Here is a 15,268-nt window from a genome sequence, read left to right on the forward strand (position 1 = left end):
TACATGTCAAAGCAGAAGATCGGACTCTTGTTAATGGCGTATGGAACGCCACGCAGTCCTGAACAGATTGAACCATACTATACGCACATTCGCCGTGGTCGTAAGCCACCACAAGAACTGCTCGATGATTTGATGGCGCGTTACGAGGCTGTAGATGGATTGAATCGATTTGCAGACATTACGGATGAGCAAGTGCGCGCGCTCGAGCAGGAAATGAACAAACGCAACCCAGATCGTGAATTTGTAGGGTACCTTGGCTTGAAGCATATCGCTCCATTTGTCGAAGACGCAGTAGAGCAAATGAAACGCGATGGAATTACGGAAGCGATCAGTCTTGTTCTGGCGCCTCATTATTCCAGCTACAGCGTCAAAGAATACAATGGACGAGCACAAGAGCATTCCGCTGCAATTGGCGGACCTGTCATCCACAGCATTGAGAGCTGGTATCTGGAACCAGGATTCATCGGATATTGGGCAGACGCTATTCAAGCGACGTTTGCCGCGATGACGGATGAAGAGCGTGGACAAGCCATCGTGATCTTCTCCGCTCACAGCCTGCCGGAAAAAATCTTGAAGTCAGGTGATCCGTACCCAATGCAACTGGAAGAGACAGCAAAGCTCATTGCCGAGCAAGCAGGGGTCACTTCCTATGCAATCGGATGGCAAAGCGCAGGAAATACACCTGATCCGTGGTTGGGACCAGATGTACAGGATTTGACCAGAGAGCTGTACGAAGCAAAAGGCTACCAAGCATTTGTTTACTGTCCGGTCGGATTTGTTGCGGAGCATTTGGAAGTTCTGTTTGATAATGATGTGGAATGTAAAGCGGTTACAGATGAGCTAGGGGTACATTACTATCGTCCAGCGATGCCTAACGCCAGACCTCCGTTCATTTCCTGTCTGGCTGATGCAGTCGGAAAGAAGCTGGCGAATTAGGGGATCGATCATATGAGCGATAATACCTATCATATTACAATTATAGGCGGCGGCATAACAGGGTTGGCCGCTGCTTTTTACTTACAAAAGGAAATCGAAGCAAAAGGCTTGCCCATCCGTTTTCGACTGCTTGAAGAGCAGGGACGACTTGGTGGGAAAATCAAGACATGGCGTCACGAAGGATTTGTCATTGAGCAAGGTCCCGATTCGTTTCTCGAGCGGAAAACAAGCGCGGCTGAGCTGGCTGTAGACTTGGGGCTTGGGGATGATCTCGTTCGCAACAGTACAGGCCAAGCTTATATTTGGCATCAGGATCGCCTAAAGGCTATACCAGAAGGAGCGGTCATGGGTGTACCGACAAAGGTCATGCCTTTTGTCACGACCGATCTCATTACTTGGCCGGGCAAGCTTCGAGCTGCTTTGGATCTCGTTCTTCCTGCCTCAAAAGGAGACGGCGATATCTCTGTGGGTGACTTTTTTCGGCGTAGGCTAGGTAATGAAGTTATTGATAATCTTATAGCGCCCTTATTGTCCGGTGTCTACTCCGGGGATCTCGACAATCTCAGCTTGCTTGCGAGTTTTCCTCAATTCGCTAAAATGGAAGAGCAGCATCGCAGCTTGATTGTAGCGATGAAGCATTCGCGCCCGCAATCAAAAACGCAGGGAAAGCCAAAAGGCATCTTCCTGACGTTGAAAAACGGCTTGCAGTCTTTTGTTGAGGCAATCGAGAAGAGCTTGCCTGAAGAAGTCATCTCGAAGAATACTGGTGTCAAAGAACTGGTGAAACGGCCAGACGGGAAGTACACCTTGGTATTGAAAAATGGAGAAACGCTTGAGACGGATACGGTGCTGTTTACCGTACCACATGCTATGGCAGAGCCATTGTTCCGTCCTTATGTACAAGTTCCTCCCCTTCCACAAGCGAAGCCGCATATGGTGGCAACCATCGCGATGGCGTTTCCAGAGTCAGCCATTGATTTAGGGATGGAAGGGACAGGATTTATTGTACCGCGGAATTCTGGCGCAAAAATTACGGCGTGTACGTGGGCGCATCGCAAATGGCCCCATACGACGCCGAAAAACAAAGCCTTGCTGCGTAGTTTTGTAGGGAGAGCAGGAGAGCAATCCTTCATGGAGCAGACGGACGAGGAAATTCTGGAGGTTGTCCTCCGCGATCTGCGCAAGATCATGACGATTCGAGCAGAGCCGGATTTTTATAACGTATCTCGCTTGCAAAATGCCATTCCATATGTTGTGGGACATCAGGCTTGGGTGCAGAATGTGAACAATCAATTAAAAGAAAAACTCCCTGGTGTTATCGTGGCAGGTGCGTCGTACAGTGGCGTAGGTGTACCAGATTGTATTGATCAGGGGAAAAAAGCAATAGCAGAATGGATAGCGTCAGTAAAACCGGGGAGATAGATAACCCCGGTTTTTCCTTTTTTTTCGGTGCTAAACGGCTCGTCCTGTCCATATAGTATAGGGAAATGTCCTGCACTTGAAAGGAGGAGCACGAATGGCATTACAGGATGGGCAACTCTCTTTTGCCATCAAGGAGACCATTTTCCTCTCATCCGATAGAGCTGGAATAGGTGAATTGCAAGAGCTGGAATTGGTTCCAGATGTGGAGGTGCTGGAAAACGATTCCTACATCTCGATCACGGGTTGCTTGCAATTAGTAGGGAAGTACGAGCCAATCAGGGAAGCCGCAGAAGCGACAGGCGGCGAAGGAGAATCGCTGGTTGAGGCCATGACTTTTACTCCCTTTCGCCAGGAAGTATCGGATCAAGCCTTCTATGGCTGGGAGGAACAGATCGGTCATCGCATTCCGTTGAATATCACCATTCCATTGGATCGGATTACGGAGATCGGAGACATCTACGCGATTGTGGACAGCTTTGACTACAAACTGGAATCACCCCATCAAATGCTAATCGATGCCGATCTGAAGATTTTAGGGATAGTCCTTGGGAATCGAAATGAACAAGCAGAGCAGATCGAAACGCAGGCTGCCGGTCCAGACGAAGGAGCATGGGAATACACTTTCGCAGCTGGGGATGATGGGCAGGAATATACGGAGCAGACGTCCCTCGATGACATTGATCAAAAGCTGAGTGCGCTGGAGGAGGAATTGGAGCGGCAGGCATTGCCAGCATCCTATGAATCAACCGAATCTCCTTCCTTGTTCGATACCCCGGCTATTGCTCAATCCAATGAAGATGAATACTACGAGCAATATGGGGATGTACTGGAAGTGGCTCAGCCCGATCCACCAGAATCTTGGGAGACTGCTCCGATTTCGTATGACTTCGATTCCCAACAAACTGCTTCGTATGATTCTTCTGACTCCTATTCCGGGCAGCCGGTATTGGCAGATGAGCAAGAACAGATGAGAGAAATAGCCGAAAAAGAACAAGGACATGAGGAGCCAATACTGGCTCTACACGATCAAGAAGCAATCGGATACCAACCAGTTTCTAATGAACCTACTGGCTCATCAGTCGAAGCGGAGTCACAGGAAGCTGTGCAAGAAGCGGTGGAAGCTAGTGTAGTATCTGAGCCAGAATCTGAGCCAGAACCTGAGCAAGAAGCAGAACCAGTCGTTGCAGAAGCAGTCGTAGCAGAACCAGAGGCTGCCGCGGAAGATGTAGAAGTACGAGTGGCGATTTCAGGGAAACCCTCCAAGGAAGAAAAAAGTAGCGTGAACATTACTTCCATTTTCTCTCAAGCGAGTCGTGCCAGGCAGGAAGCGATGGCGCAGGAGGCGGAATCTTCATCTAGCTCTTCACGATATGGGTCTGCGGCGAATGCCAGCCCTTCTACGGTGGAGGCCATGCAAAATCTCACATCGTTTGTCCGGAAAAAAGAAGAGCGCTCCAGTCAGCTGAAAATGTGCATTATTCAGCGCGATGAGACGTTAGAGCATATTTCACAGCGATACTCCTTGCCAGTTTCCAAAATCGTGGAAGTAAACCGATTAACTTCTGAGCAGCTCGTAGCAGGGCAGATTCTGTACATCCCACAATAGAGGAGTGGGGGACCGTGGATAAAATTGATCTCTCCGAGGTTTGCCAGCAATATCGGGCCCGCGTAATCCGAATTACGCCCCTTGATGATTGCTATTTATTGGAGACAAACCGGGGCCCCAAAGAACTCCACGTTTGGCCGCGTGTAGATGTGATGCGCTGGTCGTTTGCCTGGCGCGAACGACTGGCTCGTCAGGGGTTTCGAGAAGTGGAGCGGTTTATTCGGACGAGAGACACCAAGCCATTTTTGATTTTGGGTAAACGCGGCGTTACTATGACGGACCACCACAGACAAATCGAAGACTATCAGCCCGGCCAGGACACTGTGAGGCAATGCGGACGGGTGATCGCGATGATGCATCAGTCTCAGCAGGAGAGTCCTTTACTGTCCGGAAGTGATTTGCTCAAGCAGGAAAAGCAGCAAGTAGAAGAAAAAGGAAGACGTGCCAAAGAGCTGGTCGAATCATTTCGAGCCAAATATGAGAGGAATTCTAAGGAAAATCGTTGGGTATCGGAACTCATGACCCCTATACTGCAAAGAATGGACCGTTCCGCTACGATGCTTGCCCATGAGAGAATTACCACGGAGGCAGTCGCTGTATCCCATCGAGACCTTTTGCGTAACAACTGGGGATTGATAAACGGGAAGCTGTACTTGAGAGGCTTTTTCAGGCCGGTCATTTCAGTACAGCAACGCGACGTTGCCACCTTTTTGCGCGATCATTTTTTAACCCATAAGGATTTGAAGCAGATAGACGCTTTTTTTGACGGCTATGAAGAAATCAAGCCACTCACCTATGGAAACTATTCGTTGATACTCGCCTTTATGGCTCGTCCCCGTGAAGTGTACAGGAGTATCGAATCTTACGTGAAACGTGTATCGCTGAATCAAGAAGCGTCGATCGCTGGTATTGAGCACGCCTTGCAGAGCCAACAATCTGTTGATTTGCTACTTCGACATATTGCTGAGCGGGCCGAGCGTTCGAGGAGGGAGGGAGTCTATGAGTCGGTATGATGACATTGCTCCTTTGTTTAAAGAGTATGACATGTATGCCCAGAGCATTGACGTTTTAAAGGAGCCAAATGTATTTAAGGCGACGACTCCCTACGGCTCCTTCGTATGCAAACGAGCGCAAGTACCCGCGCAACGTCTTGTTTTCGTCAGCGATATGCTGCGCCAATTGCAGCACCGCGGATGGGATGGGGCTGTTCCATTTACGTATACGAAATACGATGATCCTTTTGTTCAACAGGGTAGCACTGCCTATTATGTAACCCCCTGGCAGCCAGGGAGTGAGGAATGGGCCGAGCAACCCTTGTCTTGGGCGCCCCCCGCCTTGGAACGTTTGGCGGAGCTTCATCATTTGACACAAAACTATCGCTACGATGATCCGAGACAGGTAGAGCCGCTTGTCGACTCCTTGCTAAACCGCTGGCAATATTGGCAAGAGCAAATGAATAAGGCGGCAACTCTTGCGCAGGAACGCAAATACCCTTCCCCTTTTGATTTAGTGTTTTTGGCAAATAAGGAGTTTATTGAGGAAATGGCCCAAACAGCGACAGACTTATTGACCGATTGGAAAGAACGTCATGAGACACATGCTCATTTTCGCTTATCGTTGATCCATGGTAACCCGAATCCAGAGCATGTTGTGCCAGATCGATCGGGAAAAGGACGGCTGCTTAATTTTGATCGTGCCAGTTTTGATACACCAGTACGCGACTTGACGCTATTTTATCGTACTTATTTTCAAATGGCGGGGGATGAGGTTGGGGCTTCTCAACTATTCCATCGCTACGCCGAGATATTTCCGCTGCAACCGGAAGAAATTGAACTGATGGCTTCGTTTCTGTCCTATCCGGAGAGGATCATGAGGGACCTGGATATTTACTATCATCATCCCCGCGAGTGGAGCGAGCTTTACGCTGTCCAACGTTTTGAAAAAGATATGGACCGCCTGATGCGCCTGCATCGTTGGGTCCAGCAAGCCTTTTAATGAGCAACGTCTCACCGCGTGGGGCGTTGTTTTTCTTTTTATAACCATTCAAGAGAGATGGCAACATAGAGCATGGCCAGCAAACCAAGAAGGATGACATCAAAAGAGGTAGGAAACACAACGGTTCGGACAAACTGAAAAACCAACAGCGGAAAGAGCACCTGTTTGCATCCGTATTTGATCCGTAAATACGTGGGGTTATACTTCCAACGAAAATTCATCACAATCACCTCATTCCAGCATATGCGTGTTAACTTTGGACAGTGTCTACAACCTTGAACAAACGCCTAAAACATTTTCGTGGAAAGTAGATAGTGGTTTGAATGGCGCCTGAAAAGGGAAGGTGTAGGGCAGGAAGGCTAGGACGAAACGAATAAAGGTGATCATAATGTTTTTGAAAATTGCCAAAACCCTTTGCCCAATTCCCGAAAGAAAGAATTATGCTAAAGTGTGTATGGGAGTGGCCCGGGGATGAATCATCAATTGGTCAAACTAATGGAATTAAAACAGAATTATGAGTATCTGGTGATGACCAGCAATGAGCAAAGCACGCGCCAGGTCAATTACGAGAGTCTTATGCCATTTATAGAAGAGTTAGTCGATACGTGGTTCGTGAAAATGGACAAGCCGTGCTTCCTGTCGATCTCGTTTGAATCGGCTTTAGGTGTTGTCTATTTTCGAATCGAGCGTGGCAACAAAGAGAGCGCAAAAGTGCAGCGCGAAGTAGAGGAGCGCATTGTTGTCTCGGAACAGTGTGATACCGCTCAAACACCGCGTTATGTCCGTTTGTTCGCGCAGAGTAATGTCAACGACCGTGAGCTAAAGGAACTGGAGAAATCTTTTTATGGGCTGCTCCTCGTAAACATCCGGGCGTTGATTCTCAGATGTCAACAGGACCAGTCAACAGGACAGCGAGAAATTGAGATGGAGAGGAAGCTGGCTAGACGCATGCAGTCGATGCTTATTCCCACAGAAGAATTGCAGTTGACCAGTTTGCGAACAAGAACGGTTTACGTACCAGTCGATTATGTCGGCGGAGATTACATCGATTATCGACAAATTAATGATCGCTACACCTGTTTTATCATTGCGGATGTGTCTGGTCACGGTTTTTTGGCCAGTATTTGGGCAACGGGGATTAGGATTGCTGTACGGCAGGTGTTGCAGTCCAGCTATTTGCCGGATGAGATTTTGGAAAAACTCAATCAGTTGCTTTATGCAGATTTGGTGAAAACCCGGTCTTACATTACGATGCTGGTTGCTGTCTATGATGAGGTAGAACACAAAATTCGATTTAGCAGGGCAGGACATCCACAGCCTTTTTATTTGTCCAAATCGAGTCCAACCGTATTAGCCTGCAAGGGTGGGGTAGGCCTAGGGCTTTCGCCCGATAGCACGTACCAAATGGAGGAGGTACCCTTAGAAGAAGAGGGTATGCTATTACTCTATACAGATGGTTTGATCGATACAGGGAGAAAAGATGTGTTTCGAGGAAATAGGCATTGGCTAGAAGAACTAACCTCCTTATTACATATGCCTAGTGACAGTAAGCAGGAGTCGATGGATCGAGTTGAGTCCTACTTAATGGAGATAACACAGCAGCGACAACAAACGGATGATATTTCTGTGTTGATTCTTCAATTTGAGCCTGAAGAGAGTATAGCCCTCGTGTAGTTGCGTCAGTGAATAGGAGGATGAACTGTGATTTTGTGTGAGCGTTGTCCGGACAATCCCACTTGTGATAATTGCCTTGTCGCGCTACGTTCTGGCGGTGCAGCGAATAAAGTCGTTCCGCCCCGCACTGTTAAGGTGACGAACCTAGCAACGATGGAAGCGTTCCAGGCGAAGCTGGTAGCAGTGAGTCGGACGACCATTGGGTTAAGCAGTTCTGATCATGATTTGCACGGACGCATAGAAATAGAGCTCGCCTATGATTTCCGAATTATCGGTAGCGGATTGCGTGGTATAGCAGGTGATCCTTACCACATTATCGATATCGAAAAGGTTTTGCGACGGGAAGATGTCCTGGAGCGATTGCTTCTGGAAGAATTTCACACGTGGCACATGAGTGGCGAATTGGACCCTACAGACGTCTTGTTACATTGGAAGGATCGAGACGACGAGCGGGGGCGATTAATCAAACAAGAGATTCAAAAGCTATCGATATTGCGTCAGATCGAGACCATTTTTCTCTATCTTTACGATGAAGGGGAAGTGCGTCCGCTGGGTGACGCTCGTGCAAGTGCGGAAGTAGAGCGAGAAATGCAACGACTGGTCGAAGAGGCCGCTGGAACGGGCGGACCTGTGAGGGAGCAAATTGTCACCTCGGATGGTACAAAGGTGTTTGATTTATACACATCTGTATTGCCAGATCGGACCTGTGGAATCGCCTTGATTGATGTCACCGCCGTCATTGCAGAAGAACGAAAACGCAAAAGACGGGAATGGGAGATCTACAGAGATATTCTGGGTGTGGTCACGGAAGGTAAGCTGTTGTTGCTAAGTGATGAAGAATTATTTTTCTTGCTTCGGGAAGGGCATAAGCTCTTGGCGATCGATATCCGTTTACCGGAGCAGCTTGCAGAACTGCGTAAATTGTTCAAGGAGGCTTTGGAACCACAAGGCATTTCTGATAAACGATTACTGCAGTTTCTCGTTGCGGTCAACGAAGCTGCTTCGAATACGTTGAAGCACGGAAATGGCGGCGTGGTCACGTTATACTTGTCGAACGACAGGCAGATGTGCCGGGCTGTGATCCATGATGAAGGCCAAGGAATTTTGCTCGAGGATATTCCGCGTGCTACCTTACAGCAAGGATTTTCTACACGCCACTCGCTTGGGGCCGGATTTCACGTGATCCTGCAATACTGTGATCGTGTATATTTGAGTAGCTCGCTGGCGGGTACAAAGCTTATTTTAGAATGTATCCTTTCGCGTTAAGTAATGATTTCCAAAAAGCCAAATGTTTGCAAGTGAATGAAAATGGGTAATATAGTAAAAGGACGAGCAGATTGGGTGTACCGATACCTATTGAGAGGAGTTTGAGCATGGACTACCGCGCAACAGAGGCGAACGGACAAGCTACATTGTTTTTCGTCGGAGAGTTGGACATGGCTGTAGGAGATCGAGTGGGTGAATTGCTCCAGCAGTATGGAGGGCGAAATCAATCCGTTACCGTCGATTTTCAAGGTGTCTCCTTTGTAGATTCTTCCGGTATTGGAAGCCTGTTTTTTACCACGAAAGAACTGTTGGCCATGGGCAAGCAGGTAGAAATCGTCAATGTCCGAGAAGAAATTCTCGATATTTTGGGCGTTCTCGGTTTTACCGAAGCACTGGGCATTGCAGTTGGAAAAGTGGGCGAAACCCGGGTTTGACGCCAAACAGCGTGATTGTATATAATAGTGAAAGCTAACAATAAGACAACTACATATGATATGAACGATGAGTGGGAAGAGTAAGTCAGGACGCCTTGGCAGAGAGGAGAATCAGTAGCTGCGAGATTCTCTAAGGTCATGAATGGCTGAAGGTCGCCCAGGAGTTTTTTCGGTGAAAGCATGTGCCTAGCCGAGACCGGTTCGCAACCGTTATCTTGTCAGAGTGAACACGCCATAAGCATGACGTTTATCGTGTGTTAACAAAGGTGGTACCGCGAAAATAATCCTTTCGTCCTTTGCGATGAAGGGTTTTTTTATTTTTTGCAAAGCAAGCCATGCTAATAGGAGGAGTCGTACATGTCTACACAGCCAACAACCGACATCGACCAATTGCTGCCGAAAAACTATGATCCAAAAGCAGCAGAGAACAAATGGTATCCGTATTGGATTGAAAAACAATTTTTCAAGGCAGAACGTGACCCGAATAAACGTCCGTTTACGATTGTTATTCCACCGCCGAACGTTACTGGTAAATTGCATTTGGGCCACGCTCTAGATACGACTTTGCAAGATATCATTACGCGTACCAAGCGTATGCAAGGCTACAGCGCCTTGTTCTTGCCAGGTATGGACCACGCCGGTATCGCAACCCAAGCGCGGGTAGAGGCTACCTTGCGAGAAGAAGGCATCTCTCGTCATGACCTGGGCCGCGAAAAATTCGTGGAAAAGGTATGGGAGTGGAAGCACATTTACGCTTCTCATATTCGTGAGCAGTGGGAAAAACTCGGTCTTGCTCTGGATTACTCCCGCGAGCGTTTTACCATGGATGAGGGCTTGTCCCAAGCTGTACGCGAAGTATTTGTTCGCTTGTACGAAAAAGGCTTGATCTATCGCGGCAATCGCATCATTAACTGGGACCCTGCTGCTCGCACGGCTTTGTCCGATATTGAAGTAATCTATAAGGAAGTAAAAGGTGCGCTGCATCACATGCGTTACCCATTGGCGGATGGCACTGGTTATATCGAAGTAGCTACAACCCGTCCTGAAACGATGCTAGGTGATACGGCTGTAGCGGTACATCCGGAAGATGAGCGTTACAAGGACATGATCGGGAAAACCGTGATTTTGCCAATCGTTGGACGCGAAATTCCAATCGTAGCCGATGATTACGTTGATCCTGAGTTTGGGTCTGGCGCTGTAAAAATTACGCCAGCACACGATCCGAATGACTTTGAATTGGGTCTTCGTCATCAGTTGCCACAAATCGTTGTCATGGATGAGACAGGCACGATGAACGAACTGGCCGGTATCTACAAAGGCTTGGATCGCTTTGCATGCCGTAAGCAAATCATCAAAGACTTGACGGAGCAAGGCGTTATGTTCAAGGTTGAGGAACATATTCATCAGGTTGGACATAGTGAGCGCAGCGATGCAGTCGTAGAACCATACCTTTCTACCCAATGGTTCGTAAAAATGCAGCCATTGGCTGACGAAGCACTGGCTAATGCAAATAGCCCAGAGAGTGTGAAGTTTGTCCCAGAGCGCTTCAAGACGAACTACCTGCGTTGGATTGAAAACATCCGCGACTGGTGCATCTCACGTCAGCTTTGGTGGGGTCACCGAATTCCTGCATGGTATTGCGGAGATTGTAACGAAACGATTGTATCTCGCGCGGATGTGACTGAGTGCCCAAGCTGCCACAGCCACAAGCTGGAGCAGGACAACGACGTTCTCGATACATGGTTCTCCTCTGGTCTGTGGCCGTTCTCGACGCTGGGCTGGCCAGAAGAATCCGAGGACATGAAGTACTTCTATCCAACGAATGTCCTGGTAACAGGCTACGATATCATCTTTTTCTGGGTAGCTCGTATGATGTTCTCAGGTCTTGAATTTACCGGGAAAAGTCCGTTTGAATCCGTTTTGATCCATGGCATTATTCGCGACTCCGAAGGCCGCAAAATGTCCAAATCACTCGGCAACGGTGTCGATCCGATGGAAGTAATCGAGAAGTACGGAGCGGACGCGCTGCGATACACACTGGCGACCGGGAACTCTCCAGGGAATGACCAACGCTTCTATTGGGAAAAGGTGGAGGCAAACCGCAACTTCGCAAACAAGATTTGGAACGCGTCCCGTTTTGCCTTGATGAACCTGACTAACTTTAAATACGAGGAAATCGATTTGAGCGGTGAGCTGTCTACACCAGACAAATGGATTCTCTCCCGCCTGCAAGCAACAATTGCAGATGTAACCCGTCTGTCTGATGCATTTGAATTCGGTGAATCTGGCCGTGTGCTTTACAACTTCATTTGGGATGACCTGTGTGACTGGTATATCGAGATGGCGAAGCTGCCATTGTACGGTACCGATGAAGCGGCGAAGAAAACCACCCAATCCGTTCTGGTAACGGTTCTGGATCAAACGCTTAAGCTGTTGCATCCGTTCATGCCGTTCATCACGGAAGAAATTTGGCAGGCATTGCCGCACCAAGGCGAGAGCATCACAGTAGCACCTTGGCCAACCGTTAACGAGCAATGGATGTTTGCTGAAGCAGAAAGCGAAATGAACCAGTTGATGGATATCATCCGCAGCGTACGCAACATCCGTGCTGAAGTAAACGTACCGATGTCCAAGAAAATTGAGCTCTTGATCAAGCCAAGCGATGCACTGTCCGCTGAGCGACTGACACGCGGTGAGCAGTATCTCACTCGTTTCTGCAACCCTGAGCGTCTGGAAATCAGCCTGGATCTGGCTACGCCTGATAAAGCGATGTCTTCCGTGATCACGGGAGCAGAACTGTTCCTTCCACTGGCGGGCTTGATCGATATCGAGCAAGAGCTGAAGCGCCTGGAAAAAGAAGTGGCGACCCTCAACGGCGAAGTGGAGCGCATTGAGAAAAAGCTTAACAATGCTGGATTTATGGCCAAGGCACCTGAAAAAGTAGTCGAAGAGGAAAAAGCGAAGATGGCAGACTACATGGATAAGCGGGATAAGGTGATTGCACGACTTGCTGAATTGAAGGGCGAATGATCCGCCATACCATCGCATATTTTTGAGAATGGAGCATTGTGGTATGCATGCAGAAGAAGGGTTTGTAGAATACACCCAAGCGCTCGACTGGCTGCATGGACTGCTCAGGTTCGGTCAACGGCCGGGGCTTGAGAGAATGCACTGGGTTTTGGAGCAGGTAGGACATCCTGAGCGGAGAATCCCGTTTATTCATGTGGCTGGCACCAATGGAAAAGGTTCAACCTGCGCATTCCTGACGCAAATGCTGATGGAAGCCGGATATAGTGTAGGTACATTTACCTCCCCCTATTTGGTGGATTTCCGTGAACGCATCCGTTACAACGGCAGCATGATCGCGGAAGAAGATCTATTGCAGCTGGTGAATGAAGTCAAGGTGTGGGTGCAACGATGCGAACAAGAAACAGAGTATGGTTCCCCTACCGAATTTGAAGTGATTACGCTGATCGCCATTCTTTATTTTTCAAGAGTGGCGAGACCAGCGGTAGTCGTTTGGGAAACAGGACTAGGCGGGCGATTGGATTCGACGAACGTCGTCCTTCCGCTTGTTTCAGTCATCACGAATATCGGCATGGACCATACACAAGTGCTGGGAGAAAGCTTGGAAGATATTGCCCGGGAAAAAGCGGGGATTATCAAGCCGGGTGTTCCTGTAGTCACAGGTGAGGTTAGGCCGGAACTTCTCGCGGTTTTTGAGGAGCGCGCGAGACAAATGAAGAGTACGCTATATCATATAGGTGAACATTTCTGGGCAGAGCAGGTAGAGGAGCAGCTGGGTGATCAACAGTTTCGTTACAAAAGCATTCACCGTCGTGCGGAAGCATCCTACCGTCTTACCATGAATGGCATTCACCAAACAACCAATGCAGCCGTTGCTTTAATGACTATCGATGTCCTGCGAAATTACTTCTCTTTCTTGCTGGAGGAAGAAGAAATATCTCGTGGTTTGCAACAAACGCGTTGGCCTGGTCGTCTAGAAGTCATCTCTCCAAGACCAATGGTTATCTTGGATGGGGCACACAATCAGGAAGGAATGGAGGCGCTTGTAAGCAGTCTGGATCGGTTGTTGCCGGACGGAGTACAGTTGCATTTGCTCTTTTCTGGATTGGCAGATAAGCCGCTCGCCAAAATGGCAGAGTCGCTCGCACCAGTTAAGTCAAAAATCAAAAAGCTGCATGTGACAACCTTTGACTTCCCGCGTGCAGCCGAAGCCAATAGCTTACAAGAGTCGTTTTTAGCCGGGGGCTGGGAGCAAGAGTTTCTCGATGCAGTCCCAGACTGGCGGGCGTTTCTCCTTTCTTGGATGCGGGAGAAGCAATTAGCGAAGGCGGATGACTGGCTGGTCGTCTGCGGTTCGCTCTACTTCATCGCCCAAGTACGCGCATTCTTTCCCACTATAGTAGAAGAGGCAGGTGAATAGGGTGGATCAGGCCCAACACGTCCACTTTGTGGGCATCGGCGGTTATGGCATGAGTGCCATTGCCCGCGTCTTGATCGACCTTGGATACAAGGTAACCGGCTCCGATGTCGCCATGAACGATTTGGCGAAAAAGCTGGAAGCAAGAGGGGCGGTCATTCATATTGGTCATAATGCTGCCCACGTGGAGGGAGCAGACAGCATCGTATACTCCACCAGTATTTCTAAAGACAATCCTGAGGTGATTGCAGGCCAAGCACTAGGAATTCCGGTCATGCACCGTTCCCAAATGCTTGCTCGCATATTGAATGAACGTACAGGAGTAGCAGTAGCCGGAGCACACGGCAAGACGACCACGACATCGATGATCTCTCACGTGCTGGAAGGGTGCGGTGTAGACCCGACTTTCATCATTGGCGGTGAATTGATGAGTGCTGGTACCAACGCAAAGGCAGGTACCAGTGATTATGTCATTGCCGAAGCAGATGAGAGCGACGGTTCCTTTTTGGAATACAGGCCGATGTATGAAATTGTGACGAGCATCGAACCAGATCATCTGGAGCATTTCGATGGCGACTTCAACAATTTGAAACAGGCGTATGTCCAGTTCTTGAGCCATCTCAAACCGGATGGAAAAGCGATCCTGTGTATCGATGATTCACATGTGCGCGAAGTCATGCCGTCGGTCGAAAAAACGGTCGTGACGTATGCAGTTGATCCGAACTTTGTGGCACAAGCACAGTTTTCTGCCACTTCGATTGAATGTGGAGATCGTTGCAGCACGTGCCAGATTTATCACAAAGATGAGCGGTTGGGTGAATTGTGCCTCGTAGTCCCAGGCAAGCATAATATTGCAAATGCACTAGCCGCGATCATTGTATGTCTGGATATTGGCCTTTCCTTTGATAAAATTGCACAGGCGCTGTCTACCTTTAGCGGTGCCAAGCGCAGATTTCAAATCATCGGGGATGCACGAGGCGTCCTGATCGTAGACGACTACGCGCATCATCCGACAGAAATTATCGCGACACTTAGCGGGGCAAGGGCATCGGGCAGACGTGTAATCGCTGTGTTTCAGCCACAACGCTACACACGCACGTATTTCCTTATGGATGAATTCAGTCGTGCCTTTGCAGAAGCAGACGAAGTGATCATTACGGACATCTACTCTCCAGCGGGCGAAGAAAAAATCGAAGGAGTTACCTCCGAGGTGTTGGTTCAAAAAATCCGCACCAACAGCCACCCGCGTGCGCAGTACATTCCTACAAAGGAACAAATGCAGGAGCATGTCTTCAAAGGATTGCAAGAGGGCGACCTCGTGTTGACAATGGGCGCAGGAGACATTTGGAAATCTGCATATTGGCTAGCAGAAAAGCTTGAGAAATAACGGATAGAGACGTATAAAGACTTGGAACCTACGGGTTTCAAGTCTTTTTATTTTGATCTACCTATATTTAAAAAGTATCGAGCTACCCACAAAGCTAGTGAGAA

The 15,268-nt window shown here is 48.6% G+C and carries 12 protein-coding genes and 1 other annotated feature; of the genes, 11 read left to right on the plus strand and 1 reads right to left on the minus strand.

The annotated features are described in order from the left end of the window. Positions 1 to 3 precede the first annotated feature (3 nt). The 5 genes from hemH to ACUUHJ_RS10155 all read left to right on the plus strand — a co-directional run bounded on the left by hemH (position 4) and on the right by ACUUHJ_RS10155 (position 5,959). A complete protein-coding gene (gene hemH, locus ACUUHJ_RS10135; RefSeq protein ID WP_472298835.1) occupies positions 4 to 936 on the plus strand; it encodes a ferrochelatase in 933 nt (310 codons plus the stop codon). Positions 937 to 948: 12 nt separating this feature from the next. Next, a complete protein-coding gene (hemY, locus tag ACUUHJ_RS10140; protein WP_289677152.1) occupies positions 949 to 2,358 on the plus strand; it encodes a protoporphyrinogen oxidase in 1,410 nt (469 codons plus the stop codon). Between the two features lie 94 nt (positions 2,359 to 2,452). Beyond that, a complete protein-coding gene (locus tag ACUUHJ_RS10145) occupies positions 2,453 to 3,964 on the plus strand; it encodes a LysM peptidoglycan-binding domain-containing protein (protein WP_472298836.1) in 1,512 nt (503 codons plus the stop codon). Positions 3,965 to 3,978: 14 nt separating this feature from the next. Continuing rightward, positions 3,979 to 4,977 (plus strand): phosphotransferase, encoded by a 999-nt coding sequence (locus tag ACUUHJ_RS10150; RefSeq protein WP_289677155.1) that lies wholly within the window; start codon positions 3,979 to 3,981, stop codon positions 4,975 to 4,977. Then, complete coding sequence (locus tag ACUUHJ_RS10155) at positions 4,964 to 5,959, plus strand: protein kinase family protein (RefSeq protein ID WP_289677156.1); 996 nt, start codon at positions 4,964 to 4,966, stop codon at positions 5,957 to 5,959. Before ACUUHJ_RS10150 ends, ACUUHJ_RS10155 begins: the two co-directional genes overlap by 14 nt. A 38-nt stretch (positions 5,960 to 5,997) precedes the next feature. Here ACUUHJ_RS10155 and ACUUHJ_RS10160 read toward each other — a convergent pair whose 3' ends face one another. Beyond that, positions 5,998 to 6,180: a hypothetical protein gene (locus ACUUHJ_RS10160; protein ID WP_026133903.1), complete on the minus strand. Its 183-nt coding sequence runs from the start codon at positions 6,178 to 6,180 to the stop codon at positions 5,998 to 6,000. Between the two features lie 250 nt (positions 6,181 to 6,430). Here ACUUHJ_RS10160 and ACUUHJ_RS10165 point away from each other — a divergent pair, with 250 nt between their 5' ends. From ACUUHJ_RS10165 to murC, 6 genes are all read left to right on the plus strand, one after another. Next, positions 6,431 to 7,633 (plus strand): PP2C family protein-serine/threonine phosphatase, encoded by a 1,203-nt coding sequence (locus ACUUHJ_RS10165; protein ID WP_289677157.1) that lies wholly within the window; start codon positions 6,431 to 6,433, stop codon positions 7,631 to 7,633. 27 nt (positions 7,634 to 7,660) lie between these two features. After that, on the plus strand, positions 7,661 to 8,899 hold the full coding sequence (locus tag ACUUHJ_RS10170; protein WP_472298837.1) for an ATP-binding protein: 1,239 nt from the start codon (positions 7,661 to 7,663) through the stop codon (positions 8,897 to 8,899). Between the two features lie 107 nt (positions 8,900 to 9,006). Continuing rightward, complete coding sequence (locus ACUUHJ_RS10175) at positions 9,007 to 9,333, plus strand: STAS domain-containing protein (RefSeq protein WP_007726674.1); 327 nt, start codon at positions 9,007 to 9,009, stop codon at positions 9,331 to 9,333. 58 nt (positions 9,334 to 9,391) lie between these two features. Next, positions 9,392 to 9,633 (plus strand) — a binding site (T-box leader). Positions 9,634 to 9,690: 57 nt separating this feature from the next. Beyond that, the gene (locus ACUUHJ_RS10180) at positions 9,691 to 12,363 is read left to right on the plus strand and encodes a valine--tRNA ligase (RefSeq protein WP_472298838.1); all 2,673 of its coding nucleotides are present in this window, start codon (positions 9,691 to 9,693) and stop codon (positions 12,361 to 12,363) included. Between the two features lie 43 nt (positions 12,364 to 12,406). Then, positions 12,407 to 13,780 (plus strand): bifunctional folylpolyglutamate synthase/dihydrofolate synthase, encoded by a 1,374-nt coding sequence (locus tag ACUUHJ_RS10185; RefSeq protein ID WP_472298839.1) that lies wholly within the window; start codon positions 12,407 to 12,409, stop codon positions 13,778 to 13,780. A 1-nt stretch (position 13,781) separates the two neighbouring features. Beyond that, complete coding sequence (gene murC, locus ACUUHJ_RS10190) at positions 13,782 to 15,164, plus strand: UDP-N-acetylmuramate--L-alanine ligase (protein WP_472298840.1); 1,383 nt, start codon at positions 13,782 to 13,784, stop codon at positions 15,162 to 15,164. Positions 15,165 to 15,268: the final 104 nt, after the last annotated feature.

It is taken from the genome of Brevibacillus schisleri (assembly GCF_055685845.1).

Coding starts and splice junctions, on each gene's coding strand:
- ACUUHJ_RS10175 (WP_007726674.1), top strand. CDS start 9,007: ATGGACTACCGCGCAACAGAGGCGAACGGACAAGCTACATTGTTTTTC.
- ACUUHJ_RS10165 (WP_289677157.1), top strand. CDS start 6,431: ATGAATCATCAATTGGTCAAACTAATGGAATTAAAACAGAATTATGAG.
- ACUUHJ_RS10180 (WP_472298838.1), top strand. CDS start 9,691: ATGTCTACACAGCCAACAACCGACATCGACCAATTGCTGCCGAAAAAC.
- ACUUHJ_RS10185 (WP_472298839.1), top strand. CDS start 12,407: ATGCATGCAGAAGAAGGGTTTGTAGAATACACCCAAGCGCTCGACTGG.
- ACUUHJ_RS10155 (WP_289677156.1), top strand. CDS start 4,964: ATGAGTCGGTATGATGACATTGCTCCTTTGTTTAAAGAGTATGACATG.
- hemY (WP_289677152.1), top strand. CDS start 949: ATGAGCGATAATACCTATCATATTACAATTATAGGCGGCGGCATAACA.
- hemH (WP_472298835.1), top strand. CDS start 4: ATGTCAAAGCAGAAGATCGGACTCTTGTTAATGGCGTATGGAACGCCA.
- ACUUHJ_RS10145 (WP_472298836.1), top strand. CDS start 2,453: ATGGCATTACAGGATGGGCAACTCTCTTTTGCCATCAAGGAGACCATT.
- ACUUHJ_RS10160 (WP_026133903.1), bottom strand. CDS start 6,180: ATGAATTTTCGTTGGAAGTATAACCCCACGTATTTACGGATCAAATAC.